Source organism: Tabrizicola sp., assembly GCF_041911175.1.
In the GTDB taxonomy this organism is placed as follows: Bacteria; Pseudomonadota; Alphaproteobacteria; order Rhodobacterales; family Rhodobacteraceae; genus Tabrizicola.
Genome location: NZ_JAYRPN010000036.1, coordinates 23,094 through 49,689 on the forward strand (window position 1 = coordinate 23,094; position 26,596 = coordinate 49,689).

Here is a 26,596-nt window from a genome sequence, read left to right on the forward strand (position 1 = left end):
GACATGCGGGAAACGACGGCAGCTTTGGCCCCGGTGGGGCGCGACACGGTGCAGGACCGCGTCTATCAGGAACTGCGCCGCGCGCTGGTCGGCGGGCTTTTCGCGCCCGGCCAGGTTCTGACCATCCGCCAGCTGGCCGATGCGCTGGCCACCTCGACCATGCCGGTGCGCGATGCCGTCGGGCGGCTGATCACCGAACAGGCGCTGGAAATCCTGCCGAACCGCTCGATCCGCGTGCCCCCTGTCACCGCCGACCGCATCGCCGACCTCCTGCGCGCCCGCGTCCTGATCGAAGGCGAGGCGATGGCGCTGGCCGCCGCCCGCATGACCTCGCCTCAGGTGGCGTCGATCCGCGCGATCATGCTGGAATGGGAAGAAATGCGGCTCGGCGGCAACCCCGAGACGGTGGACCGCGAAGTCACGCTGAACCACGCCTTCCATTTCGAGATCTACCGCAGTTCCGGCTCGGCCGTCCTCTTGCCGATGATCGAAAGCCTCTGGCTGCAGTCCGGTCCCTTCACCCGCGCCGCCATCTATGCCTTCTCCGAAGCGGGCGCCAACGATGCCGCGCGCTTCCATCATGACATCGTCGCGGCACTGGAACGGGGTGACCCCGAGGCCGCCCGCAGCGCGCTCGTCGCCGACATCAGCCGCCCCTTCGCCTATCTCCGCGACAAGCTGGCAAAGGAAACCGCATGACCCGCCTGCGCATCCGCTCTGCCGCTTCGGGCCTTGACGTGCTGGCCGATCTTCTGCCCGCCAAGGCCCCGGAAAACCTCGCCTTCCTCATGGCCTATCTCTCCGCGCCCCGCGTGGTCCCGGGCCTCCATGCGATGTGGACCGGGCCCGAGATTTCCTGCCCGATCCCGCCCGACCAACTGGCCGGGGCCGGTTACGCCCGCGCCCTGCCGCCCGAGAACGCCACCCTGCATCCCCAGCCGGGCGACGTGGTGCTGGCCTATGTTCCGGCCCGGATGTGGGGCGGCAACCCCGACCCGATCTTCGACATCGGCCTCTTCTACGGCCCCGGCGCGCGGATGTTCTTCCCCGTCGGCTGGCTCGCGGGGTCGGTGGTGGCGCAGGTCCGCCCCGAGGACCGCCCTGCCCTTGCCGAAGCCTGCACCCGCATCCGCCGCTCGGGCGCCTGCGAGATCACCTTCAGCCAGGAGCCGTGATGGACGACAGCTTTGAGCTTTACGACCTCCGGGTCGAGATCGTGGCCCCGCCCGGCGCGAAGATCTATTGCGGCACCGTGGGCGACTGGTTCGAACTGCGCGGCGAACAGTTGCACCTGCCGCCCGGGCAAAGCTTCTCGATCTACTCGCTGTCGGCCATCCTGCCGCTTCTGCCCGCCAAGCAGCGCCAGACCCATCCGCACGACTGGATGACCTCCGACGCCGAGATCGCCTGCCCCGACCCGAACTGCCCGTCCCGCCTGCGCATCACCCGGCTGGGCAAGCGCCGCTTCAGCCATGCCGAAACCACCGCCGTTCCCTTGCCGGAGGAAGAATGACCGTCGCCCGCATCACCCTTCGCCCCGGCCACGAGATTTCCCGCGTCATCCGCGGCGGCTGGCAACTCGCAGGCGGCCACGGCCAGATCGACCGCGCCAACGCGGTCGAGGACATGGTCGCCTTCGCCGATGCCGGGATCACCACTTTCGACTGCGCCGACATCTACACCGGCGTCGAAGAGATGATCGGCGCCTTCCGGGCCGACTACGCCAACCGTCGCGGGGCCGAGGCGCTGGCCCGCATCAAGGTCCATACCAAGCTGGTCCCCGACCTCACGCGGCTGGCCGATGTCGACCGCGCCTATGTGCGCGGGATCGTGGAAACCTCGATCCGGCGGCTTCGGGCCGAACGCCTTGACCTCGTCCAGTTCCACTGGTGGGACTACGCCGCCCCGCGCTACATCGACGTGATGGGCTGGATGGACGAGATGCGCCGCGAGGGGCTGATCGCCAATGTCAGCGCCACCAATTTCGACAGCGCGAAGACCGGCGAAATCCTTGCCTCCGGGGTCCGGCTCACCTCGATGCAGCTGCAATACAGCCTGCTCGACGCCCGGCCCGAACGGCAGATGGTCGACCTCGCCCGCGCCAACGACATCTGGCTTCTCTGCTACGGCACCGTCGCGGGCGGCTTCCTTGGCGACCGCTGGCTTGGCCAGCGCGAACCGCAGGAACCGCTCGAAAACCGCTCGCTCACGAAATACAAGCTGATCATCGACGATTTCGGCGGCTGGGATCTGTTCCAGGCCCTGCTCGCGACGCTCCGCCGCATCGCCGACCGCCATTCCAGCGACATCGCCACCGTCGCCTCCGCCGCCATGCTGCGCAAGCCCGGCGTCGCGGCGGTGATCGTCGGCGCTCGCAACCGCAGCCATCTCGCCCGCAACGTCGCGATATCCGAACTGGCCCTCACCCCGCAGGACCTGGCCGAGATCGCCACGATCCAAGCCCAGGGCCGGGTCCCCGAAGGCGATGTCTACACGCTGGAACGCGACCGCGACGGGCGGCACGGCAGCATCATGAAATACAACCTCAACGCCGCATCCTGAACCAGACCGCCGGGCAGGCCCAGCCCGGCCGTCCGACACCAAGGGCTAACCCCAACACCGGAGACCAGACAGATGAAACGCACCCTCTTCGCCACCGTCGCCGCCCTCGCCCTGCTGCCCGGCGCCAGCTTCGCCTGCGACATCACCGTCGGCCTTGTCCTCGAACTGACCGGCGAGGCCGGGGCCTATGGCCAGGCCGGGGCCAAGTCGGTGGAGATGGCCTTCCGCGACCTGAACGACGCCGGCGGCGTCGCGGGCTGCACGCTGAAGACCGACACCCGCGACAGCCAGACCCAGGCCAATGTCGCCGTCGACGCGGCCACCCAGCTGGTCCAGGTCGGCCATGTCCCCGTCGTCATCGGCGGCATCATCAGCCCGATGTCGATCCCGATCCTGACCTCGGTCACCGGCCCGGCCAAGGTGCTGCAGGTCTCGCCCGCCTCCTCCTCGCCCACGCTGACCGAACTCGGTCGCGAGGGGAAAACCAACGGCGTCTTCTTCCGCACCATCACCTCGGATGCGCTGCAGGGCGTGGCGGCGGCGAAGTTCGCCATCGACCAGGGCATGAAGAAGATCGTCATCATCCACCAGAACAACGACTTCGGCGTCAATCTGGTGAAGGAATTCACCGCGCCCTACACCGCGCTTGGTGGCACCGTCGTCTCGGTCACGCCCTACAACGCCAAGCAGTCCGACTATTCCGCCGAAGTCACCGCCGCGATGGCGGGCGAGCCCGACGCCCTCTACCTGATCTCCGACCCGGTCGATGGCGCGACTATCGCCCGGCAATGGGTCAGCCAGGGCGGCGTGCAGAAATTCCTTCTGAACGACGGCATGAACAGCGACGACTTCATCAACGCGGTCGGGGCCGAATATCTCGGCAACGCCTTCGGCACCTCCTCGGGCACCGTGGCCTCGGCCTCGACCGACTATTTCAACGCCAACTACCAGGCCTTCTCGGGCATCGACCCGGCAGCTCCGGCGGCCGACCGCTCCTATGACGCGGGCGCGCTGGTCGGCCTTGCCCTCGCCATCGCCGGTGGCCCGGATGCAGCCAAGCTGCCCGAGGCGCTGCGCAAGGCGGTCGATCCGGCGGGCGAGGTGATCCATGCCGGCAAGGACGAATTCGCCAAGGCGCTGGCGCTGATCGCCGAAGGCAAGCCGATCCGCTACGAAGGCGTCATCGGCCCGATCACCTTCGACCAGTATGGCGACATTTCCGGCCCGTTCCGCCTGTGGCAGATCGTCGACGGCAAGGTGACCACCGTGGGCGAACTGACCAATGCCGATGTCGAGGCGGTCAAGGCCCAGGTCAAGTGATCCGCTGACGTGACCTCCGGGCGGCACCACAAGTGCCGCCCGATGCTACCGCCGCCCCGTCAGTGCCGCTTGCAGAACGTGTCGCGCAAGGCGGTGACGACGGCCGCCACCTCCTCGCGCGCCAGGCTGTAGATCACGCTCTTGCCTTCGCGCCGGGTCTGCACGATCCCCTCGGCCCGCAGCCGCATCAGCTGTTGCGAGACGCTGACGGGACTGGACCCCAGCGCCTCGGCCAGTTGGGTAACGCTCAACTCGCCGTCGACCAGACAGCAAAGGATCTGCAACCGCCCTTCGTGCGACAGCGACTTCAACAGCGCCACCGCCTTCGAGGCCTGTTCCGGCGTGCCGCCGAAGCCTTCCAGAATCTCTGCCATCGTCTCCGCCCTCACTCGAACGCGCAGCCCTTCTTAGCACCCAGCGCCCGGAACACCATCGCCGCCGGGCAGAACCCGGTGAAGGACGATTGCAGCAGGTTCAGCCCGATGAAGACGGTGAACCAGACGAAGAGCGGCGAGACCCAGACCGTCAGCACGACGCTGAGCAGCACCATGACCCCGGCGAAGCGCAGAACCGCAGTATCTATCGACATTTCCTTATCCTTTCGTGGTTTGCTTGAGTTTGTCGATTCCCAGCGCCTTCAGCGCGAGGTGTTCGTAAAAGGGTTCCGACTGGCCCTTCCTCAGCTTGCGCAGGAAGTATTTCTCGAACCCCGCCTTCGCCAGATGGACCCATTTGCCCGACGACGACCAGTTGACGTTGCGCGGCGGGATCTGCGGCTGGGCCACGAAGGCGATGCCCCCGTCGCCGAAATCCGCCAGGCAGACGGCGTTCCACGACCCCACGCTGTCGGGCGCCTTGCCGCGCACGATGTTGCCGATGTTGTGAGCCGTCGCCGTGACCATGCTTTCAATCATGAACCCGGTCTTCGGTACGCCGCAGGGCACCGGCGTCGGCCCCATCGGCGGGATGGCCACGCAGACGCCGACCGCGAAGATATTGGGATATTTCGGGTTCTGCTGGTGCTTGTCGACGATGGTGAACCCGCGCGGATTGCTCAAGCCCTCGATCCCCGCCACCGGCTTGATGCCCCGGAAGGCGGGCAGCATCATCGAGAAGGCGAAGGGCAGGTCCTTTTCGGGTTTCGCGACACCATCCTCGCCCACCTCCTCGACGAACATATGCCCGTCCTCCACCCGCTTCACCCGGGTATTGGTCATCCATTTGATGTGTTTCTCGCGCATCTGGGATTCCAGCAGGCCCTTGGTATCCCCCACCCCGTCAAGGCCCAGATGGCCGATATAGGGTTCCGGCGTGACAAAGGTCATCGGCACCCGGTCGCGCACGCGGGCCTTGCGCAGCGCGGTTTCCAGGATGAACAGGAACTCATAGGCCGGGCCAAAGCAGCTCGCTCCCTGCGCGGCCCCGATCACCACCGGGCCGGGATTGGCGACCAGCTTCTCGAACACCGATTTCGCCGCCTCGGCATGGTCGATATGGCAGATCGACTGGGTGAACCCGTCCTGCGGGCCGAAGCCCTCGATCTCGTCGAAGGCCAGCTCCGGCCCCGTCGCGATCACCAGATAGTCGTAGGAAACCGACTTCCCGTCGACCAGCGCGATCCGGTTCTCCTCGGGCATCAGCCTCTCCGCCGCCACCGGGATGAAGCCGATCCCCTTCTTCGCCATCGTGGGCGCAAGGTCCACGGTGATGTCCGCCCGGTCGCGCCAGCCCACCGCGATCCAGGGGTTCGAGGGCACGAAGTGATAGGTCGGGTCCTTCGTCACCACCGTCACGGTATCCTCGGGCCGCAACTTGTCCTTCACCTCGTAAGCCATGATGGCTCCGCCCAACCCGGCCCCAAGAACTACGACATGTGCCATTTCAGTCTCCTCTTCTGGTCAGGCAACAGCTTCCGCCCCGGTGCGGAACACGCGGTAGATCGCCGGGATGACAAGGACGGTCAGCAAGGTTGAACTCAGCAGACCGAAGAGCAGCGAGATCGCGAGACCCTGGAAGATCGGGTCCGCCAGGATCACCACCGCGCCGATCATCGCCGCGATGGCGGTCAGGAGGATCGGCTTGAACCGGATCGCCCCCGCCTCGATCAAGAGGTCCACCGTGACCCCGCCGCCATGCCGGATGAAGTCGACCAGCAGGATCGAATTCCGCACGATGATCCCCGCCAGCGCGATGAAGCCGATCATCGAGGTCGCGCTGAACGGCGCGCCGAACAGCCAGTGCCCGGCCATGATCCCCAGGAACGTCAGCGGGATCGGCGTCAGGATCACCAGTGGAAGCTTGAACGACCCGAACTGCGCCACCACCAGGATGTAGATCGCCAGCAGCGCCACGCCAAACGCCGCCCCCATGTCGCGGAAGGTGACGAAGGTCACTTCCCACTCGCCGTCCCACAACAAAGTCACCCGGCTCTCATCCTCCGGCTGGCCATGCAGCGAAATCTCCGGCTTCACCCCCTCGGGCCAGTCCATCGCCTCGATCCGGTCGGCCACCGCCAGCATCCCGTACAGGGGCGCCTCGAAATCCCCCGCCAGCTCGGCCGTCACCATCTCGGCATCGCGCCCGTTGTGCCGGAAGACCGGGAAGCTCGCCGCCTCCTCGCCCACCGTCACCACGTCGCCCAACTCCACCACCCCCCGCGCGCCCGGCAGGGCATTGGCGGGGATCGGCGTGGTCAGGAACCGCTCGTCCATGACCCGATCCGCCTTGTCGCGCCCCACCACCAGCGGGATCGGCAACCGCCCCTCGCCCCGGTGCGAATAGCCAACCACCTGCCCCCCGTTCAGCGCCGCGAGCGTGTCGAACACATCCGCCTCCTGCACCGAGTAGAACTCCAGATCGTCGGTCGAAATCACCGCCCGCAGCCGCCGCGCCTGCACCCCGAAACTGTCGTCCACATCGACGACGAAAGGCACCGCCTCGAACGCCGCGCGGATCAGCCCCGCCGCCTGCCGCCGCGTCGCCGCATCCGGCCCATAGACCTCGGCCAAGAGCGTCGCGATCACCGGCGGGCCGGGAGGCGGCTCCACCACCTTCAGGCTCGTCCCCTCCGGCACCTTCACCGAAGCCAGCCGCTCCCGCAGGTCCAGTGCAATCGCATGGCTCTCCCGCTCCCGATCCGCCTTGCCCACGAGGTTGATCGCCACCTCGCCCAGCTGCGGCTCGGCCCGCAGGTAATAATGCCGCACCAACCCGTTGAAATTGAACGGCGCCGGCGTCCCCGCATAGGTCTGGACGCTGGTCACCTCGGGCAGCCCCAGCACCACATCCGCCACATCCCGCGCCACCCGGTCGGTCGCCTCGACCGAGGACCCTTCCGGCAGGTCGATCACCACCGACAGCTCCGACTTGTTGTCGAACGGGAGCAGCTTCACCGTCACGTCCCGCGTATAAAGCAGCCCCAGCGAACCAAAGGACAGCGCCGCCGTCACCAGCAGGAACCCCAAGCTGCGCCCCTTCGTCGCCAGCACCGGCCGCGCCACCGCCGCATAGGCCCGGCCCAGCCAGCCGCCGTGATGCCCGCCCTGCCCGTGCCCCTCACCCGCCGCCCGACCGGCGATCTTCACCATCAGCCAGGGCGTGATGATCACCGCCACGAAGAAGGAGAAGATCATCGCGGCGCTGGCATTGGCCGGAATGGGCGACATGTAGGGCCCCATCAGCCCGCTCACGAACAGCATCGGCAACAGCGCCGCCACCACCGTCAGCGTCGCCACGATGGTCGGGTTGCCGACCTCCGCCACCGCCTCGACGGCCGCCTGCACCCGCGATTTCGCCCGGTCCAGCCCCCAGTGCCGGTCGATATTCTCGATCACCACGATGGCGTCGTCGACCAGGATGCCGATGGAAAAGATCAGCGCGAACAAGGACACCCGGTTCAGCGTGTAGCCCATCACCCAAGCGGCAAAGAGCGTCAGCAGGATCGTCACCGGAATGACGATCGCCACCACCCCCGCCTCACGCCAGCCGATGGCCAGCCAGACCAGAGCGATGATCGACACCGTCGCCAGCCCCAGATGGAACAAGAGCTCGTTCGCCTTCTCGTTCGCCGTCTCGCCATAGTCGCGCGTGACCGTCACCGTCACGCCTTCGGGGATCAGCTTCGGTTCCAGCGCATGAACCCGGTGCAGCACCGCCTCCGCCACCACCACCGCATTGGCCCCTGCGCGCTTGGCAATCGCCAGCGTCACCGCCGGGCCGGCGGCCCCGCCCTTGGCCCGATGCGAAACAAGCGTGTCCTTCGTGTTCTCGACATAGCGCACGGCGGCGACGTCCGAGACATAGACCGGCCGCCCGTCCCGCGTCGTCAGCAAGAGGTTCGCTACCTCGGCGGGCGCGGTCAAAGTCTCCCCCGCCACCAGATCGACCATCTGGCCCCGGTCGCGCAGCTTGCCGGTGTTCAAGACCCGGTTCGCCTGCGCCACCTTCCCCGCCAGCTGCTGCAAGGTCACGCCATACAAGGCCAGCTTGTCCGGGTCCGGCTCGATGCGGATCGCATCCTGCGCGTCGCCCACCAGATAGGTCAGCCCAACATCCTCGGTCTTCGCCACCTCGGTCTGCAACACCCGCGCGATCCGCGTCAGGTCATTCGCGCCCACCCCCTCGCCCGACAGCGTCAGCGTCAGGATCGCCACGTCGTCAATCCCCCGCCCCACGATCAGCGGCTCCGGGATTCCCACCGGAATCCGGTCGATATTGGCCCGCACCTTGTCATGCACCCGCAGGATCGCGTCTTCCGACCTTGTGCCGACCTGAAACCGCGCCGTCACCATCGCCGCGTCGTCACGGGTCGAGGAATAGACATGCTCGACCCCGTTGATCCCCTTGACGATCACCTCCAGCGGCTCCGTCACCAGCTTGACCGCATCCTCCGCCTTCAGCCCCGGCGCCTGGACATGAATATCCACCATCGGCACCGAGATCTGCGGCTCCTCCTCGCGCGGCAGGCTGATCAGCGCGACCAGCCCCGCCGCCAGCGCGGCAAGGATGAACAAGGGCGTCAGCGCCGAGCCGATGAAGGCCCGCGTCAGCCCCCCGGCAATCCCCAGCGGGTGCCTGTCACTCATGGCCCACCTCGGCAGCGGGAACCACCACATCCCCCGCCGACAGGCCCGAGATCACCTCGACCATCTCGACCCCATCCACCAGCTGCACCGCGCCCGGCACGATGGACCGCAGCCCCGCGCCACCCGCCCCCTGCACGCCGATGAAATCGAGGCCCGCCCGCGTCACGACGTCCGCTTTCGGCACCAGCAGCGCCTCGCGCTCGCCCACCGGCAACCGCACCAGCATCCGCGCGCCGACGAAGGTATCCGGCAGCCCCGCAATCTCCACATCCGCGACCACCCGGCCGCCCTCGATCAGCGGATAGACCCGGGCGAGCTTGCCTTGCAGGTCCCCCTCCACACCCGAAACCTCAATCGCATCGCCCGTCTTCAAGGCGCCCGCATGACGCTCCGGCACCGCGATGCGCAGATAGGTCCCGCCACCGCCGATGACAGCAATCCCCTCGCCCGGCATCACCACCGCGCCCTTCGCCACCGGCACATCCAGCACCCGCCCCGCGACCGGGGCCAGCACCACGCCCTCCTTCGCCTGCTGCGCGATCACCTCTCCTTGAGCCGCCAGCGCCGCGATCTGGCCGGTCAGCACATCCACCTGCGTCCGCAGCGCATCGACCCTTTGAGTCGTGGTGACGCCGTTCTTCAGCAGTTCCTCGCCGCGCTTCAGGTCGGCTCCGGCATTGGCCAGTTGAGCCGCCAGCGCGTCCTTCTGTGCCGCAAGGGCCGCCAGCTGGAACTCCAGCTTGTCATCGACGATCCGGGCCAGCTCCTGCCCCGCCGCCACTTCGTCACCCTCGACAACCGACAACTCGACCAGCACCCCGCCGATCCGCGCCCGCGCCGGGCTGCGATCCCGCGCCTCGACGGTGCCGTAGACCGCCTTCCACTCCGTCACCGTGACCGGGGCCAGCGCAACAGGCTCGGCCAGAACCGGCAGCGCGGAAGCGCCAATGAGCAGGGAAAGAAGCAGTCGTCCGGGCAGTCGGGTCATGCGAGTCAGTCTCCGTATTTGCCTTAACATATGCAAAGCTTACTAGCTATGCAATATACTAGAACAGAATGAGGCATCCCAGTAACGCCCGCCCTGCCAGCAGTCTAAGAATTTTCTAGAAAATTCTTAGACTTAATCCAGCGGAAGAGCGTTCGATCCTGTCCCGGCCGCACTTCCGCAAGGGCTCATCGCGCTCCAGGCAAAACGCACCCTGCCCAGCGGCCTCCCCGACCGACGCCGAGACCAACCCGTTGAAATCCTGAAAGGTCCGTCGATGGCAGGCACCGTCAGACCAGCCTCCCCGGCCACCACCCCGGATCACCCCCGGTTCAGCGCCTCCGCCAGAAAGTCGAAGACGACGCGAATCCGTCGGCTGGTCTGCACCTCCCGATGGGCGATCAGCCACAGCGGCACCGGAATGCCCGGCCAGTCCGGCAAGACCGGCTCGATCCCCGCCATCCGCCGCGCGAATTCGGCGGGTGTCACCGCCAACCCCAGCCCGCGCTGCAACATCTCCGCCAGCACCAGCCCGTTGTCCGTCACATGCCGGAAGTTCCGCCGCGTGACGGGCAATCCGAACGCAACCAGCGTCGCAACCAGCCGCTCGACCGGCGCATAGCCCAGCAGTTCATGGCCCGCCAGATCGCCCGGCACTGCGGGGCGTCCTCGGCCGTCCAGATAGGACGGCGCCGCATAAAGCCGCGCCCGCCATTCCCCCACCTGCCGCCCAATCAGCTCCGGCTCCACCGGACGCAGATGCCGGATCGCGATATCCGCCTCGCGCCGCTGCAGGTCGCTGATCGTGTTCGAGGCCCTGACCTCGATCTCGACCCCCGGCGCCAACTCCCGCAACTCCGCCAGCAGCGGCGCCAGAATATAGACGGCAAAGGCATCGCTTGCGCTGATCGTGACGCGCCCCTCCAGCGCCTGCGATTGCCCCGCCGCCGCCAGAGCGATCCGTTCCGCCGCCGCGCCCATGTCGCGGAAATGGTCCAGCAGATCCCGCCCCGTATCGGTGAGGACCAGCGCCCGCCCCACCCGCTCGAACAGGACCACCCCAAGACCCGCCTCCAGCCCCGTCACCTGCCGCGAGAGCGTCGGCTGCGTCAGCCCCAAAGCCCGTGCGGCTTTCGAAAGGCTGCCCGCCTCGACCGTCGCCAGAAAGGCACGGGCCTGCGTCCAGTCGAAGGTCGGGCGTTGATCCATACGAATATGCATAACACAAAGCCGATCTTCGGCAATTTCCATATGATCTCCGCATGGGTATTTCTTTGCCACCCGAAGGAGGACCCCATGCCCCGCACCATCACCCGCTCCGACTGGATCATCCCCACCGCTCTGGTGCTCTTCGCCTTGGTCCCCGTCCTGGCCGGCATGGCCCGCCTGAACGACCTCGCCACGGGCACCCCGACGCCCGAGACGGCCCGCTTCCACGCCAGCCCCCTGCCCGTCGCGATCCACATCGTCGCGGCCACCTGGTTCGCTCTGGCCGGGGCCTTCCAGTTCTCCCCGGCGCTCCGCCGCAACCGCTGGCATCGCTGGTCCGGCCGCGCCACCGTCCCGATGGGCCTGCTGGCAGCCTTCAGCGGCATCTGGATGACCCTGGCCTATCCTTCAGCCAACGCGGATGGCGAAGCCGTCTCCCTCGCCCGGCTGGTCTTCGGCGCAGGCATGGCCCTGTCCCTGGTCCTCGGCGTGACCACGGTGCTGAAAGGCGACATCTCCGCCCACAAGGCCTGGATGCTGCGCGCCTATGCCATCGGGATGGGGGCGGGCACGCAGGTCTTCACCCACCTGCCCTGGTTCCTGCTGGTGGGTCAGCCGACCGAGGGCCCCCGCGCCGTGATGATGATCGGCGCCTGGGTGATCAACCTCATGCTGGCCGAGTGGATCATCCACCGGTCCAGCGAAAAACGGCGCGCCGAACCCCGTCCGACGCGCCGCGCAATTCTTAAGATTTCCTGAACGCCCGCAAGCAAGCCCTTGATCTTTCAGGGATCGCCCAGCGTGTCCACAGTGGACAGGCTCAGGCCTCGACCCACAGCCCCTCGTCCTTGACGATCTTGTAGGCCTCGTCCAGCGACTTCCTGGCCCGCTCGACCAGCACGTCGATTTCCCCGGTCGTGATCACCAGCGGCGGAGCGATGATCATCCGGTCGCCCACATGCCGCATGATCAGGTTGTTGGCAAAGCAGCGCTCCCGCGTCTTGAACCCGACCGTCCCGGCTTCGCTGGCAAACCTGGCCCGCTTCGCCTTGTTCGGGGTCAGCGCGATCGACCCCATCAGCCCCACGAGCTTCGCCTCGCCCACCATCGGGTGATCGACCAGCTTCTCCCAGCGCTCCTTGAGGTAGGGATGCGCCACATCCCGCACATGCTCGACGATACCCTCGTCCTGCATGATCCGCAGGTTCTCCAAGGCGACCGCACAGGCCACCGGATGCCCCGAATAGGTATAGCCGTGGAAGAACTCACCGCCCCCGCCCACGACATTCGCCACCTCGTCGCAGACGATGCTGCCACCGATCGGCGCATAGCCCGAGGACAGCCCCTTGGCGATGGTCATGATATGCGGCCTGATCCCGAAGGTCTCGGACCCGAACCAGTTCCCCGTCCGCCCGAAGCCGGTGATCACCTCATCCGCGATCAGCAGGATGCCGTACTTGTCGCAGATGCGCTGGATTTCCGGCCAGTAGGTCTTCGGCGGCACGATCACGCCCCCCGCCCCCTGGATCGGCTCGCCGATGAAGGCCGCCACGTTGTCCGGCCCGACCTGCAGGATCTTCGCCTCCAGCTCACGCGCGCGGAGCAGGCCGAACTCGTCCTCCGGCATGTCCCCGCCCTCGCCCCACCAGTAGGGCTGGCCGATATGCTCGATCCCGTCGATCATGCCGCCATGCGAATGGATCGGCTTCATCCCCCCCAAGGAGCCGCCGCCCATCGTCGAGCCATGATACCCGTTCCACCGCGCGATGATCGTCCGGCGCCAAGGCTTGCCCATCACGTCCCAGTAGCGCCGCACGAGGCGGATGTTGGTGTCGTTCGCCTCGGACCCCGAGCCTGCGAAGAAGACGTGGTTCAGGTCGCCCGGCGCCAGCTTGGCGATCTCGGCCGCCAAAGCGATGGCCGGGACATGGGTGGTCTGGAAGAAGGTGTTGTAATAGGCCAGTTCCTCCATCTGCCGCGCCGCGACCTGGGCCAGTTCCTTGCGGCCATAGCCGATGTTCACGCACCAGAGCCCCGCCATCCCGTCGATGATCCGGTTGCCCTCGCTGTCGGTCAGCCAGACCCCCTCGCCCCGGGTGATCACCCGCGCGCCCTTGGCAGCCAGCGCCGCCTTGTCGGTGAAGGGGTGGAAGTGGTGCGCCGCATCCAGGCGCTGCAACTCGGCGGTCGGCAGGTGGTTGGTGATCATGTTCATGGGCAGTGACCTCGCGGAATCGGCAGGGCCGTTTGCCCCGTCTTGGAGGCAGGATATGATCAAACGCCGTCACGTTCAAGAAATTTGATCAAATTCTGAACTCGAACCCGATGTCTTGCTCTTTTCCAAATACTCTGGGGGCTTGGGGGTGAAACCCCCATCGCCCGAGGAGGAGGCGAAGCCCGACGACGAGACAAAAGTCTTGCGCCGCAAGGCGCTCAATTCTGAAACCGTCAGTGACCCTCGGCCAGCGCCTGCCGGACATGGTCGATGCCCTGCTGGATGTCGCGCCGGATCGCCTCGGCCAGCGCCGCCGCATCGCCTGCCCGCATCGCCGCAATCGCCTCGCGGTGCAGGTCAGGCGCCACATCGCGGCCATAGCGGTCGATCACCGCCCGCAAGGACGGCCCCGCCCGCAGCCACAGGGACCGCGCGAGGTCGATCAGCACCGGAGCCTCCGCCGCCTCATACAAAGCAAAATGGAAGGCATGGTTCCCCGCCAGATAATCCGGCAGCTTGCCCGCTGCGATGGCGCGGTTGACCGCGCCGTCGATCGCCTCCAGCCGGTCGATCTGCGCCGGGGTCAGCTTTGGCCCGGCGAGTTCCGCCAGCTTCGGCTCGATGGCAAGGCGCGCAAAGGCCACCTGCTCCAGCATCTCCGCCGAAAGCTCCGGCACCGCCACCCGCCGGTTCCCTTGCGGCAGCAGCGCGCCTTCCGCCGTCAGCCGCCGGATCGCCTCGCGCACCGGGGTCATCCCGGCGCCCAGATCGGCGATCAGCCCCTGGATCGTGACCGGAGCCCCCGGCGCCAGATGCCCGAAGAGGATCATGTCGCGCAGCCGCGCATAGGTGACCTCGTGGCTGGGTATCTTCCGGCTGTCCGCGTCCATCGGGGGCCCTTTCCGCTTCGCCCCTTTATGACCGCATCCGCCCGGCAATCAAGAGTTGATCAAATTCCTCTGGTCAAATCCTCAACCCGCTTTGGGCGCATAGCGGAACCGCGTCACATCCGCCGTCCAGCCCTGCCCGGTCAGGTCATGCGCGACGACGCCCACGAAGGCCCCGGTGAAGCTTGCATGTTCCCCGCGCCCGCCTTCGTCCGACACCACAGAGGCATCCAGCGTCGGCCCGACCGCCGCCCCGTTCACGCTGAACCGCTGCACCGCCCGGTCCACCGTCACCCCCAGCGTGAACTTGCCCTCCGCCACCGGGAACCGCCCGTGGAAGGTCAGCGCCTCGCCCGGCCAGTCGCCCTCGCAGGAAACCAGCACCACCACCCGCGCGCCCGCTTCCCGAGTCACCAGCGCCGCATGGAACTTGTGCCGGTTGTAATAGGTGATCAGCCCCGCCGCCCGCTGCCAGTTGGGCGGGTCGGCGATCAGATCGCATTCCGCGTCATAAGCCGCCTCATCCTGACGCCGCGCGACCAGCGACTGCTCGAACCAGGACCCAAGACTCTCCCGCCCGATCAGCCGCAAGGCGCTGCCGGTCAGGGTGAAAAGGCGCTCAGGCTCCGGCGTCCGTAGCCACTGGAAATCCCCCGGCAGGGCCGCGCCGGTGAAGTCATATTCCACCGCCCCCGGCACCTGCCGCGCGACCGGCAGGTCGATGGTCGAGGGCGGCACCATCCCCCCGTCCTTCAGCCACAGCCAGCCGTCGCGCCAGACCACCTCGGCCAGCCCCGTCTCGCGCCCCGTGGCACAGAACGGCCCCCGAGGCCCCTGCTGCGGTCGTCCGCACAGGAACGAATGCCAGTGCCGCCCGTCATGGCCTTCGACATACTGCCCATGCCCCATCCGCTGGATCGGGTTCTCCGGATTGAACCGCGCCGTGAGGACATGCTGCGCCGGATGCGTCTCATACGGCCCCCGGATGTCCCTCGCCCGCGCCAGCGTCACCGCATGGTCATAGCCGGTGCCCCCTTCGGCAGTCGTCAGGTAATACCAGTCGCCCCGCCGGAAGAGATGCGGCGCCTCGGTCAGGCCGAGGTCCGTCCCGGTGTAGATTGTCGTGACCTCGCCCAGCAGCCCCTCCTCCGGGTGCCATTCCTGCAGCTCGATCCCGTCAAAACTGTCGTGCGCCGGGTTCAGCCCCGTGCCCCTGCCCCTGTGGTTCCAGCGCATGTTCAGGAACCACTTCCGCCCGTCCCGATCATGGAAGAGCGAGGGGTCGAAGCCCGAGGAATTGACGTAGACAGGGTCCGACCAGTCGCCCTCCACCGTGGCGCAGGTGACGATGTAGTTGTGCGCGTCCTTGAAGGCCCCGTCCAGCCGCTTCACATCCGTATAGACCAGCCAGAACCGCCCGTCGGCATGGGAAAGGCAGGGCGCCCAGATGCCGCAGCTGTCGGGGTTGCCGCGCATGTCGAGCTGGCGCGCCCGCCGCAAGGGCCGCGCCACCAGCCGCCAGTTCACCAGATCGCGCGAGTGGTGGATCTGCACCCCCGGATACCATTCGAAGGTCGAGGTGGCGATGTAGTAATCCTCGCCCACCCGGCAGAAGCTGGGGTCGGCGTTGAAGCCGCGGATCACCGGATTTTCCAGCATTCTCAGCCTCTTCATGCGAAGGCCCGCCCGGTCGGGTGAGGCCGGGCAGGCCGGTTGGTCAGCGCAGCAGCGCCCGGGCCTCGGCGGGTGACAGCGCGGCAGGCCGGGTGCAGGTGGTGGTGAGCGTCACGAATTGCCCGGTCTCGCCCGATTTCAGGCAGGCGGTCATCACCTCCACCCCGTGCAGCGTCCGCTCCAGCGAGCAGCGCGCATCGCGCCCCTCCTGCAAGGCCGCGACCATGTCGGCCAGCCCCGCCGTCCGGTAGTTCGCCAGCGGCCCGCGATCCCCGTGCTCCTGGTTCGGCACCCCGAACGGATGGTCCCAGGGCGGAAGCTCGGTCAGGCTGCCATCCTTGCCACCGATCTCGACCGTGCCGCCGAAGAAGTTCGGGTCGGGGACATAAAGCGTGCCTTCCGTCCCATACAGCTCGAAATGATTGCGCTTGTGGTGCCAGACATCCCAGCTGGTCGACAGGGTGATCGTCGCCCCGCTGTGGAATTCCAAGAGCGCATGGATGTTGGTCGGCGTCTTCACCGGCACCGTCTCGCCATCGCGCGGGCCGTTCGAGATCCGCCGCTCCGCCTGCGCGGAAGAGGTCAGCGCCCCCACCCGCGCCACCGGGCCAAGGAAGTTGATCAGGTCCGCCACATAATAGGGCCCGAGGTCCAGCATCGGCCCGGCCCCCGGCAGGAAGAAGAAATCCGGGTTCGGATGCCAATGCTCCATTCCGTGGTTCAGCACCGCTGCCGAGCCCGCAGTGATCTGGCCCACCCGCCCCTCGTCCAGCGCGGCCCGCGCCTGCTGGTGCGCGCCGCCCAGGAACGTATCCGGCGCGCAACCCACCGCCAGCCCCTTCGCCTTTGCCAGATCGCGCAGGTTAACACCCTGTTCCAACGTCAGCACCAGCGGCTTTTCGGAATAGGCGTGCTTGCCTGCCTCCAGGATGCGCTTCGTCACCGCGTAATGCGCGTCGGGAATGGTGAGGTTGATCACCACATCCAAGTCTTTGCTGGCCAGCAGATCATCGACCGACTGCGCGCGGACGTCGAACTCCTCGCCCCGCGCCTTTGCCGCGTCCATGTTCACGTCGGCGACAGCCCGCACCTCCAGCCCCTTGAACAGCGGGGCAAGCCGCAGATAGCTGGTCGAGATGTTGCCCGCCCCGATGATGCCGATACCAAGATTTGCCATTTGTCGTTCCCTCAGAATGCCTTGGCCGACGCGATGGAGCGGGTTGCGAACCGCGCGTCGTCCTTCGGATTGTCGTGTTCCATGACGAAATGCCGGACCCCGATCTTCCGCAGCGCGGCCATGATCGCGGGCCAGTCCACCGTCCCGTGGCCCACGTCCGTCCAGCCGTCCTCGTCCGCGTTCTGGCCCGCGGGCGCGATGTCCTTCACATGCGCGGCGGTGATCCGGTCCTTGTAGCGCTCGATCCAGGCCAGCGGGTCGGCCCCGCCCCGGATCACCCAGGCCACGTCCATCTCCCATTCCAGCCCCGGCCCGCCCTCGAAGATGCGGTCCTGCGGGATCGAACCATCGGCCAGCGCCTTGAACTCGAAGTCGTGGTTGTGCCAGCCGAAGCCGTAGCCCGCCGCCTTGTAGGGTGCCCCCGCCTTCTGCAGCCGCGCGCCGAAAGCCTGCCATCCCGCCGCGTCCCCAGGCCGGTCCTCTGCCATGACATAGGGGCAATAAAGCCGCTCCATCTTCAGGGCACGGGCGATGCCCAGCACCTTGTCGACCTCGGTTTCCAGCTGCTGCAGGCCAAAGTGCCCGGTCGGCATCGTCAGCCCGGTGGCCCTGAGGCCCGCCTGCGTAGCCGCCACCGCCGCATCGTCGGCATAAAGCGCGCCGTAGCCTTCGACGGCGGTGTAGCCCGCCTTCGACACCATCTCGAAGGTCCGCGACATCGGCGGGAAGTTGCGCGAGGAATAGAGCTGATAGCTGAACATGGATCTGCCTTTCGTCAGCCGCCCAAGGGGACGGAATGGAGGTCGTGGGACGTGAAAACGGGCGCCGGGAAGGGGGGTGCGGACATGGTCAGATCCTCTGCTCCGTCTTCGCGTCGAAGAGCGAGGCCTTGGGGATATCGAGCCCCAGATGCACCTTCGTGCCGGGAGGCAAACGCCCCTCGACCGGCACCCGAACGCTCATGTTCGCGCCTTCGGCCTTGAGCCACAGCAGGCTGTCCGCCCCCAGATGCTCGTCGATCTCCACCTCCGCCGGGATCGACGGGCCCGACAGCGGCGTCGTCGACACCGTGATATGCTCCGGCCTGACGCCCAGGATCGCCTGGTCCCGCTCCAGCACCGCCCCGCCGTCATAGCCCGCGAGGTCGATCTTCGTGGCTCCGAACTGGAAGGCCCGGCCCGCGTCTACCGTCTTCCCCTTCAGGAAGTTCATCGACGGGCTGCCGATGAAGCCCGCCACGAACAGGTTCGACGGGCGGTTGTAGATCTCTTGCGGGGCCGCAAGCTGCTGGATCACGCCCCCCTTCATCACCGCGATCCGGTCGGCGAGCGTCAGCGCCTCGATCTGGTCGTGGGTCACATAGACCATCGTGTTGCCCAGCGCGTTGTGCAGGCGCTTGATCTCGACCCGCAGCTCGCTGCGCAGCTTGGCGTCCAGGTTCGACAACGGCTCGTCGAACAGGAACACGTCCACGTCGCGCACCAAGGCCCGCCCGATGGCGACGCGCTGCCGCTGACCGCCCGACAGCGCTGCCGGTTTCCGGTCCAGAAGCGGCTGGATCTGCAGGATTTCCGCCGCCCGGGCGATCCGCTTGTCGATCTCAGGTTGCGGAACGCGCGCGTTCTTCAGCCCGAAGGACAGGTTCCCCCTGACCGTCATCTGGGGATACAAAGCGTAGGACTGGAACACCATCCCGATCCCGCGCTCCGAAGGCTCGGACCAGGTGACGTTCTTCCCCTTGATCCAGATCTGCCCGTCGGTGATGTCCAGAAGCCCCGCGAGGCAGTTCAGCAGCGTCGACTTCCCGCAGCCCGAAGGCCCCAGCAGGACCACGAACTCGCCCTCCGCCACGTCGAGATTCATGTTCTTCAACACCGACACCGAGCCGAAGCTCAGCGTCAGGTCCTTGACTTCGATCGAATGTCCCATGTGTCAGCCTTTCACGGCACCGGCGGCGATACCGCGCACGAACAATTTCCCAGAGACGAAGTAGATCACCAGCGGCACCAGGCCCGTCAGCATCGTCGCGGCCATGTTGACGTTGTATTCCTTCACCCCCTGGACCGAGTTGACGATGTTGTTCAGCTGCACCGTCATCGGGTAGAGGTCCGGCTTGGTGAAGACGACCCCGAACAGGAAATCGTTCCAGATCCCCGTGACCTGCAGGATCAGCGCGACGACGAAGATCGGCAGGCTCATCGGCAGCATGATGCGGAAGTAGATGCCCCAGAACCCCGCCCCATCAACGCGGGCGGCCTTGAACAACTCCTCGGGGATCGAGGTGAAATAGTTGCGGAACAGCAGCGTCAGGATCGGCATCCCGAAGATCGTGTGCACCAGGATCAGGCCCCAGAGCGTGCCGTAGATGCCCATCTCGCGCAGCAGGATCACCAGGGGGTACAGCATCACCTGATAGGGGATGAAGGCCCCGAAGATCAGGATGGTGAAGAAGGCATTCGCCCCCTTGAACCGCCAGTTCGCCAGCGCATAGCCGTTGACCGAGGCGATGATGATCGACAACACCACCGAGGGCACGGTGATCCGCACCGAATTCCAGAACCCCCGGCTCAGGCCATCGCAGTTCAGGCCGGTGCAGGCCTCTGACCAGGCCTTGACCCAGGGCTGGAAGGTGATCTCGACCGGCGGCGCGAAGATGTTGCCCAGCCGGATTTCCGGCATTCCCTTCAGCGACGTCACCACCATGACGTAAAGCGGCAGCATGTAGTACAGCGCCACCACGCCAAGACTACCGTAAATCATGATGTTGCGGCCCGAAAGTGCCCGCCGGGGCCGGGTCCCGCGCGGCTCGCCCGCCGCAAAGGCCCGGGTTGCGTGGTCAGCCATGCTTCTTCCCTCCGAATTCGAAATAGGCCCAGGGAATCAGCACGATCGCCACGCTCAGCAGCATCATCGTCGAGGCGGCAAAGCCCTGGCCAAGGTTCTGCGCCCGGAACATGAACTCGTAGACGTATTTGGCCGGCACTTCCGAGGCGATGCCCGGCCCCCCGCCGGTCTGCGCCACCACCAGGTCGTAGACCCGGACGATGCCGCTCATCACGATCACCAGCGTGGTGATGAACACCGGGCGCATCATCGGGATGACGATGAACAGATAGGTCTTCCACATCGGGATGCCGTCGACGCGGGCCGCCTTCCACACATCCTCGTCGATGCCGCGCAAGCCCGCCAGCATCAGGCACATGATCAGCCCGGTGCCCTGCCAAAGCCCGGCGAAGAGCACGCCGTAGATCACGATGTCCGCGTTGTAGAGCGGATCGAAGGTGAAGCTCGTCCAGCCCAGATCGCGCACGATCTGCTGCACGCCGAAATCCGGGTTCAGGATCCATTGCCACACCAGCCCGGTGACGATGAAGGACAGCGCGAACGGATACAGGAAGATCGTGCGGAAGGCGCTTTCGAACCGGATCTTCTGGTCCAGCAGCGCCGCAAGCACGAAGCCGATGACAAAGCTGAACACCAGCGACAACAGCCCGTAGATCGCCAGGTTCTGGATCGACACCAGCCAGCGCTCCGTTGCCCACAGCCGTTCATACTGGTCCAGCCCGACGAAGCGCAGGCGGGGCAACAGCTTGGAATCGGTGAAGGAATACAGGACCGTCCACAATGTTCCGCCCAGGAACACCACCAGCGCGGTCAGCACCATCGGCAGCGAGGCAAGCTTGGCGCTGAGATTCTTGAAAAGACGGCTGGGCCGCCGGACGTCTGACATATCCGCCCCCTGGTCCTGGCTCTGGCAGCGGCCCGCCCGTGACTGGCCTGCCCACCTCGCCCGATGGATACTGATGGTGCCCGGCCCGGCCGGTTCCGCAGCGGCAACCGGCCCGGCGCACTGCCGGACCGGTCTCCCTGTGCCCGGAGGCCTAGTCGGCGGTGCCGATCACCGCCGCATAGTCCGCCTGCAGCTGCTCGGGGGTGATGCTGTCGTTGGCGAAGAACTGCGTCACCAGGTCGTTCAGCTGCGTCGTGGTGTCGGGGCTCAGCAATTCATCCGTGCTCTGGATCACGTTGCCGGCCTTCAGCACCTCCAGCCCCTTCTTCATGCAGTCGTTGGCCGCGCTCAGGTCCACATCTCCGCGCACCGGCATCGAGCCTTTCTTCAGGTTGAACGCCACCTGCGTTTCCGGCGACAGCATGATCGAGGCCAGCTGCTCCTGCGCCTTCGACTTTTCCGGGTCGTCCAGCTTGGGGAAATAGAAGCTGTCGCCGCCGGTGGTGATGAAGGGGTCCGGCATCCCCAGCCCGACGAGGCAGGTATAATCGGTGCCCGCGACCTGCCCGGCGACCTGGAACTCGCCCTGCGCCCAGTCCCCCATCGACTGCGCCGCCGCCTTGGCGGTGATCACCATGTTGGTGGCCTGGTTCCAGTCCTGCACATTCGCGCCCTTGGTCATGTTGCGCGCATCGGCCAGCGCCGCGAAGACCTTGGCCATCTCCGGCCCGGCAGCGGCTTCGGCGTCATGATCCTTGTTGATCTTCAGGTACAGGTCCTTGCCGCCGATGGCGAGCAGCAGGTTGTTGAACAGCCCGGTCTGCTGCCAGCCCTGCGCCCCCACGGCCAGCGGAACGATCCCGGCCTTTTCCAGCGCGGGCGCGGCGGCGACCAGGCCGTTCCAGTCGGTCGGCACCGGAATGCCGGCATCGGCAAAGGCCTTGTTCGACAGCCACAGCCATTGCCAGGCATGGATGTTCACCGGCACGCAATAGATATGGCCGTCCAGCGTGCAGCCTTCCAGCAGCGACGGCGGGTTGATCACCGCAGCCCAGTTTTCCGCCTTGGCCACATCGTCAAGGTTGCGCATCAGCCCGGCTTCGACCAGCTCTTCCGCCTGGCGGCCGTGGTTGAACTGCGTCGCCCCCATCGGATCGCCGCCGGTGATGCGCGACACCATGATCGGACGCGCGGTATCGCCGGACCCGGCAATCGCCCCGTCGACCCATTTGTTCCCGGTCGCATCGAAGGCCTTGGCCAGTTCGGCCACCGCCGCCGCCTCGCCGCCGCTGGTCCACCAATGCGTCACTTCCAGCTCGGTCGCAAAGGCGGGCATCGCCGCCGATACGCACAGCACTGCCGTCAGTTTCGTCAGTTTCATCCGTTCCTCCCGGTTTCTAAATCGTTATAGATGCAGCCTATAACGTTACAGATTTGCCGATCAACCAATCTTTTCGCTTGTCGCCGCCCCGCGCAGAAGTTTTCATGGCTGCAATGATCCGCGCCTTCGGGGCCGGAAAACGGGCCGGACCAAACCGATGCTGCACCGCGATACCGCCGCCAAACCATCCCAACGACTGGCATTTTCCCGCCACCCGTCGCGGCAGGTTTCTGCGACTGCAATGGTAGCGCTACCAGCCGAATCGGCAAGGCGGCCCGCCCTCCGCCCCGTCATTCCCCGCAGGCCAAAGGATGGCACCCATGCTGCCGCCCGCTGACCGCGTCCCCCACCTGCCCCCCGATTCGGAGCCCGAGCGCCCCACGCTCAAGACCATCGCCGCCGCGACCGGCCTTGCCGTCGCCACCGTCTCCCGCGCGCTGAAGGACGCCCCCGACATCGGCGAGGAGACCAAGCGCCGGGTGCGCGAGACCGCCGCCCGCCTCGGCTACCGCCCGAACCGCGCCGGGGTCCGCCTGCGCACCGGCAAGACCAATGTCATCGCCCTGGTGCTCTCGACCGAGAGCGACATCATGAACCACACCTCGCGGCTGATCTATTCCATCGCCGCCGCGCTCCGCGGCACCGCCTACCACCTCGTCGTGATGCCCTTCTTTCCCGACCAGGACCCGATGGAGCCGATCCGCTACATCGTCGAGACCGGCAGCGCCGACGGGATCATCCTGAACCAGACCAAGGCGGACGACCCGCGCCTGCGCTACATGCAGGACCACGGCTTCCCCTTCGCTGCACATGGCCGCAGCGCGATGGGGATCGACCACCTCTACTACGACTTCGACAACGAGGCCTTCGGTCGCCTCGGCGCCCGCGCTTTGGCCGAACGGGGCCGGAAACGGCTCTACCTCGTCGCACCGCCGCGCTCGCACATGTATGCCAGCCACATGATCCACGGCTTCACGGACGAGGCCCTGCGCCTCGGCCCGCCCTTCGAAGTCACCGACCGCGTGACCTCTGACGCCGGTGGCGACGCGATCGAGGCCGCCGTCGCCGCGCGCTTCGCCGAACCCGATCCGCCGGACGGCCTGCTCCTCGGCTCGACCACCGCCGGGATGGCCGCCATCGCCGCCGCCGAACGCAGCGGTCGCGTGCTGGGCCGCGACTTCGACGTCGTCGCAAAAGAGGCGGTGCCGATGCTCCGCCGCTTCCGGCAGGACATCCTGATCATCCGGGAAGACGTGGGCCGCGCCGGGGAATTCCTGGCCCGCGCGCTGGTGGCAAGGATCGACAAGCGCGACTGGACCGAACGGCAGGGGCTGGAAGTGCCGGTCACGGTGGAACCGGGCGGCTAGGACCCGAAACGGAGGACAACGATGAAGACGATCAAGGGCCCGGCCCTGTTCCTGGCGCAGTTCGCGGGCGACGCGGCGCCGTTCGATTCCTGGGGAGAGATCACGAAATGGGCCGCCGATTGCGGCTATCTCGGCGTGCAGGTTCCCAGCTGGGACGCGCGGCTCTTCGACCTGGAAAAGGCAGCCACTTCAAAAGCCTACTGCGATGAGTTCAAGGGAATTGCGAAGGACGCCGGGCTTGAGGTGACCGAGCTTTCCACCCACCTGCAAGGCCAGCTCGTCGCCGTCCACCCCGCCTATGACACCACCTTCGATGGCTTCGCCGCCCCACCCGTGCGGGGCAACCCAAAGGCCCGGCAGGACTGGGCGGTGGATCAGGTCAAGAAGGCGCTGACCGCGTCGAAGAACCTCGGCCTGACCGCGCAGGCCACCTTCTCCGGCGCGCTGGCCTGGCCCTATCTCTACCCCTGGCCGCAGCGCCCCGCCGGGCTGGTGGAAGAGGCCTTCGACGAGCTTGCCCGCCGCTGGCTGCCGATCCTGGATCATGCCGAAGACTGCGGCGTCGACCTTGCTTTCGAAATCCACCCCGGCGAGGACCTGCACGACGGCATCAGCTTCGAGATGTTCCTCGACCGCGTGAAGGGCCACCCCCGCGCCAACATGCTTTACGACCCCTCGCATTACGTCCTGCAACACCTTGATTACCTTGATCATATCGACATCTACCACGACCGGATCAAGATGTTCCACGTCAAGGATGCCGAGCTGAACCCGACCGGCCGCCAGGGCGTCTACGGCGGCTTCCAACCTTGGGTGAACCGCGCGGGCCGCTTCCGCTCGCCGGGTGACGGGCAGGTCGATTTCGGCGGCATCTTCTCCAGGCTCACGCAATACGGCTTCGACGGCTGGGCAGTTGTGGAATGGGAATGCTGCCTGAAACACCCCGAGGACGGCGCCCGCGAAGGGGCCGCCTTCGTTGATGCCCATATCATCCGCGTGACCGAGAAGGCCTTTGACGATTTCGCGGATGCGGGTACTGATGTTGCCGCTAACAGACGCATGCTTGGACTGGAGTGACCCCATGATCGACGCCGCCCACACCGCCCGTCCAGAACGTCTCCGCCTCGGCATGGTCGGCGGCGGACGCGATGCCTTCATCGGCGCGGTCCACCGCATCGCCGCGCGGATCGACGATCAATATGAACTGGTTGCGGGCGCTTTCTCATCCAACCCGGAAAAAGCCCTCGCCTCGGCGCAGGACCTTGGCGTGCCCCGCGCCTACACCAGCTTTGCCGAGATGGCCGCAAAGGAATCCCGCCGCAAGGACGGCATCGACGCGGTCGCCATCGTCACCCCGAACCACATGCACGCCCCGGTCGCGATGCAGTTCCTGAAACGCGGCATCCATGTGATCTGCGACAAGCCCCTGACCGCCACCCTGCCCGAGGCGAAGAAACTGGCGAAGGCCGCCGAAGCCTCGGGCGTGGTCTTCGCGCTGACCCACAACTACACCGGCTATCCGATGGTCCGGCAGGCCAAGGCGATGATCGCCAATGGCGACCTCGGCGAGATCCGGCTGGTGAACGTCGAATACATCCAGGACTGGCTCACCGAACCCGTCGACAACAAGCAGGCCGACTGGCGCACCGATCCCGCCCGCTCCGGCGTCGGCGGCTCGACCGGCGACATTGGCACCCATGCCTTCAACCTGGCGAATTTTGTCTCCGGCCTGACCCTCGACACGCTCGCCGCCGACCTCAGCTCCTTCGTCCCCGGTCGCCGGGTCGACGACAACGGCCATGTCCTGATGCGCTACCAGGGCGGGGCCAAGGGCATGCTCTGGTGCAGCCAGGTCGCGCCGGGCAACGAGAACGGCCTCCGCCTCCGCGTCTACGGCTCGAAAGGCGGCCTCGAATGGGCGCAGGAAGACCCGAACTACCTCTGGTTCACCCCCTTCGGCCAGCCCAAGCGCAAGTTGACCCGCGGCGGCGCCGGCTCCGGCCCCGAGGCTGCCCGCGTCACCCGCGTCCCCCCCGGCCACCCGGAGGGCTACCTCGAAGGCTTCGCCAACATCTATACCGAGGCCGCCCGCGCCATCCGCGCCGCCAAGACCGGCACCCCGGTCCCTGCGGGCACCACCTTCCCCGGCCTGAAAGAGGGCCTCGAAGGCGTGGCCTTCGTCGACGCCTGCGCCCGGTCCTCGGCGAAGAACGGCGCGTGGGTGGGATTGTATCTGTAAATACGGTGGGTTGCACCCACCTTACCCCGTCAATCCCCGCAACCGCCCCCGCTCCCGCTGCAACCACAACACGGTCAGCAGCAACGGCGCATTGCCGATCTCCCCCGCCGCCATGACCTCGACCAGCCGGTCGAACGACATCAGGTGCCCCTTGATATCCTCCGCCTCCTCCGCCGCACCGAAGACCCCCGCAACCCCATCGGGCAGGTCAGCAATCGCGACGTAGGAATAGAGATACTCCGTCACCGCCCCCGGCGTCGGGTAGTATTCCGCCACCTTCTCCAGCGCCCCCAGCACCAGCCCGGCTTCTTCCACCGCCTCGCGCCGCGCCGCGTCCTCCGGCGTCTCGCCGGGATCGATCCGCCCCGCGATGGCCTCAAGCTGCCAGGACAAGGGATCGCCCCGCCCCAGCGGCCCCATCCGCATCTGCTCGACCAGGAGCACCCGGTCGCGCACCGGGTCATAGGGCAGCACCGTCACCGCATCGCCCACCACGAAGACCTCACGCGTCAGCCAGGGGCTCATCCCCCCGTCGAAGCGCCGGTGCCGCAGCCGGTGCACATCCAGCCCGAAGAACCCGGCATGGGACGGCTCCACACCGCCAGCCTCCACCTCGCCGCTGCCGACCCGAATCCCGCGCCCCGCCGCCCCGGCCGCCCGGACCCGGCTCGCCGCCTCGACCCGAAGCGACGGCAGGCGCTGCGCGACCGCCTGCGGCGACAGATGGCCAAAGGCCCGCATCACCAGCCCGGCCAGCGCCAGCGCC

General features: G+C 66.9%; 25 protein-coding genes. 9 read left to right on the top strand and 16 right to left on the bottom strand.

The features are described from left to right. Positions 1–3 precede the first annotated feature (3 nt). The 5 genes from ACE3P6_RS04555 to ACE3P6_RS04575 all read left to right on the top strand — a co-directional run bounded on the left by ACE3P6_RS04555 (position 4) and on the right by ACE3P6_RS04575 (position 3,882). Complete coding sequence (locus ACE3P6_RS04555) at positions 4–699, top strand: GntR family transcriptional regulator (RefSeq protein ID WP_374392006.1); 696 nt, start codon at positions 4–6, stop codon at positions 697–699. Then, positions 696–1,175 carry a DUF3830 family protein gene (locus ACE3P6_RS04560; RefSeq protein ID WP_374392008.1) on the top strand — a complete coding sequence of 160 codons (480 nt, stop codon included), beginning with the start codon at positions 696–698 and terminating at the stop codon, positions 1,173–1,175. The genes ACE3P6_RS04555 and ACE3P6_RS04560 overlap by 4 nt, the downstream gene beginning before the upstream one ends. Then, positions 1,175–1,513 carry a TIGR04076 family protein gene (locus ACE3P6_RS04565; protein WP_374375937.1) on the top strand — a complete coding sequence of 113 codons (339 nt, stop codon included), beginning with the start codon at positions 1,175–1,177 and terminating at the stop codon, positions 1,511–1,513. Before ACE3P6_RS04560 ends, ACE3P6_RS04565 begins: the two co-directional genes overlap by 1 nt. Then, positions 1,510–2,562, top strand: coding sequence for an aldo/keto reductase (locus tag ACE3P6_RS04570; protein ID WP_374392010.1), 1,053 nt, complete (start codon positions 1,510–1,512; stop codon positions 2,560–2,562). The genes ACE3P6_RS04565 and ACE3P6_RS04570 overlap by 4 nt, the downstream gene beginning before the upstream one ends. A 72-nt stretch (positions 2,563–2,634) precedes the next feature. Beyond that, the gene (locus ACE3P6_RS04575; RefSeq protein ID WP_374392013.1) at positions 2,635–3,882 is read left to right on the top strand and encodes an ABC transporter substrate-binding protein; all 1,248 of its coding nucleotides are present in this window, start codon (positions 2,635–2,637) and stop codon (positions 3,880–3,882) included. A 59-nt stretch (positions 3,883–3,941) separates the two neighbouring features. Here the strand turns inward: ACE3P6_RS04575 and ACE3P6_RS04580 are convergent, their stop codons facing one another. From ACE3P6_RS04580 to ACE3P6_RS04605, 6 genes are all read right to left on the bottom strand, one after another. Then, entirely contained in the window at positions 3,942–4,256 is a 315-nt protein-coding gene (locus ACE3P6_RS04580; protein WP_374392016.1) for an ArsR/SmtB family transcription factor, read from the bottom strand. Positions 4,257–4,267: 11 nt separating this feature from the next. After that, the gene (locus tag ACE3P6_RS04585) at positions 4,268–4,471 is read right to left on the bottom strand and encodes a DUF2892 domain-containing protein (protein WP_374392019.1); all 204 of its coding nucleotides are present in this window, start codon (positions 4,469–4,471) and stop codon (positions 4,268–4,270) included. Between the two features lie 4 nt (positions 4,472–4,475). Then, complete coding sequence (locus ACE3P6_RS04590) at positions 4,476–5,762, bottom strand: NAD(P)/FAD-dependent oxidoreductase (protein ID WP_374392022.1); 1,287 nt, start codon at positions 5,760–5,762, stop codon at positions 4,476–4,478. A gap of 18 nt (positions 5,763–5,780) precedes the next feature. Next, positions 5,781–8,966, bottom strand: a complete 3,186-nt coding sequence (locus tag ACE3P6_RS04595; protein WP_374392025.1) for an efflux RND transporter permease subunit — start codon at positions 8,964–8,966, stop codon at positions 5,781–5,783. Beyond that, positions 8,959–9,954, bottom strand: a complete 996-nt coding sequence (locus ACE3P6_RS04600; protein ID WP_374392028.1) for an efflux RND transporter periplasmic adaptor subunit — start codon at positions 9,952–9,954, stop codon at positions 8,959–8,961. Before ACE3P6_RS04600 ends, ACE3P6_RS04595 begins: the two co-directional genes overlap by 8 nt. Before the next feature lie 318 nt (positions 9,955–10,272). Then, positions 10,273–11,160, bottom strand: a complete 888-nt coding sequence (locus ACE3P6_RS04605) for a LysR family transcriptional regulator (RefSeq protein WP_374392031.1) — start codon at positions 11,158–11,160, stop codon at positions 10,273–10,275. Between the two features lie 87 nt (positions 11,161–11,247). Here ACE3P6_RS04605 and ACE3P6_RS04610 point away from each other — a divergent pair, with 87 nt between their 5' ends. Next, positions 11,248–11,919, top strand: a complete 672-nt coding sequence (locus ACE3P6_RS04610; RefSeq protein WP_374392034.1) for a DUF2306 domain-containing protein — start codon at positions 11,248–11,250, stop codon at positions 11,917–11,919. A gap of 61 nt (positions 11,920–11,980) precedes the next feature. Here ACE3P6_RS04610 and ACE3P6_RS04615 read toward each other — a convergent pair whose 3' ends face one another. The 9 genes from ACE3P6_RS04615 to ACE3P6_RS04655 all read right to left on the bottom strand — a co-directional run bounded on the left by ACE3P6_RS04615 (position 11,981) and on the right by ACE3P6_RS04655 (position 22,224). After that, a complete protein-coding gene (locus tag ACE3P6_RS04615; RefSeq protein WP_374392037.1) occupies positions 11,981–13,375 on the bottom strand; it encodes an aspartate aminotransferase family protein in 1,395 nt (464 codons plus the stop codon). 233 nt (positions 13,376–13,608) lie between these two features. Next, positions 13,609–14,265, bottom strand: a complete 657-nt coding sequence (locus ACE3P6_RS04620) for a GntR family transcriptional regulator (protein WP_374392040.1) — start codon at positions 14,263–14,265, stop codon at positions 13,609–13,611. Between the two features lie 81 nt (positions 14,266–14,346). Next, on the bottom strand, positions 14,347–15,921 hold the full coding sequence (locus ACE3P6_RS04625; protein WP_374392043.1) for a glycoside hydrolase family 43 protein: 1,575 nt from the start codon (positions 15,919–15,921) through the stop codon (positions 14,347–14,349). 58 nt (positions 15,922–15,979) lie between these two features. Then, positions 15,980–17,113: a Gfo/Idh/MocA family protein gene (locus ACE3P6_RS04630; RefSeq protein ID WP_374392046.1), complete on the bottom strand. Its 1,134-nt coding sequence runs from the start codon at positions 17,111–17,113 to the stop codon at positions 15,980–15,982. An 11-nt stretch (positions 17,114–17,124) separates the two neighbouring features. Beyond that, the gene (locus tag ACE3P6_RS04635; RefSeq protein ID WP_374392048.1) at positions 17,125–17,874 is read right to left on the bottom strand and encodes a sugar phosphate isomerase/epimerase family protein; all 750 of its coding nucleotides are present in this window, start codon (positions 17,872–17,874) and stop codon (positions 17,125–17,127) included. 88 nt (positions 17,875–17,962) lie between these two features. After that, the gene (locus tag ACE3P6_RS04640) at positions 17,963–19,042 is read right to left on the bottom strand and encodes an ABC transporter ATP-binding protein (RefSeq protein WP_374392051.1); all 1,080 of its coding nucleotides are present in this window, start codon (positions 19,040–19,042) and stop codon (positions 17,963–17,965) included. A gap of 3 nt (positions 19,043–19,045) precedes the next feature. Beyond that, a complete protein-coding gene (locus ACE3P6_RS04645; protein WP_374392054.1) occupies positions 19,046–19,957 on the bottom strand; it encodes a carbohydrate ABC transporter permease in 912 nt (303 codons plus the stop codon). Beyond that, the gene (locus ACE3P6_RS04650) at positions 19,950–20,843 is read right to left on the bottom strand and encodes a carbohydrate ABC transporter permease (protein ID WP_374392057.1); all 894 of its coding nucleotides are present in this window, start codon (positions 20,841–20,843) and stop codon (positions 19,950–19,952) included. The genes ACE3P6_RS04645 and ACE3P6_RS04650 overlap by 8 nt, the downstream gene beginning before the upstream one ends. A gap of 151 nt (positions 20,844–20,994) precedes the next feature. Beyond that, positions 20,995–22,224, bottom strand: a complete 1,230-nt coding sequence (locus tag ACE3P6_RS04655) for an ABC transporter substrate-binding protein (RefSeq protein WP_374392060.1) — start codon at positions 22,222–22,224, stop codon at positions 20,995–20,997. A 320-nt stretch (positions 22,225–22,544) separates the two neighbouring features. Between ACE3P6_RS04655 and ACE3P6_RS04660 the strand changes: the two genes are divergently transcribed. Genes ACE3P6_RS04660 through ACE3P6_RS04670 form a run of 3 tightly spaced genes read left to right on the top strand, consistent with a single transcriptional unit; the run spans position 22,545 to position 25,830 of the window. Next, positions 22,545–23,591 carry a LacI family transcriptional regulator gene (locus ACE3P6_RS04660; RefSeq protein ID WP_374392063.1) on the top strand — a complete coding sequence of 349 codons (1,047 nt, stop codon included), beginning with the start codon at positions 22,545–22,547 and terminating at the stop codon, positions 23,589–23,591. 21 nt (positions 23,592–23,612) lie between these two features. After that, positions 23,613–24,668, top strand: a complete 1,056-nt coding sequence (locus tag ACE3P6_RS04665) for a sugar phosphate isomerase/epimerase family protein (protein ID WP_374392066.1) — start codon at positions 23,613–23,615, stop codon at positions 24,666–24,668. Between the two features lie 4 nt (positions 24,669–24,672). Next, complete coding sequence (locus tag ACE3P6_RS04670; protein WP_374371447.1) at positions 24,673–25,830, top strand: Gfo/Idh/MocA family protein; 1,158 nt, start codon at positions 24,673–24,675, stop codon at positions 25,828–25,830. Positions 25,831–25,851: 21 nt separating this feature from the next. Here ACE3P6_RS04670 and ACE3P6_RS04675 read toward each other — a convergent pair. Beyond that, positions 25,852–26,596 (bottom strand): NUDIX domain-containing protein (locus ACE3P6_RS04675; RefSeq protein WP_374392069.1); only part of this gene is annotated, 745 nt, incomplete at its 5' end.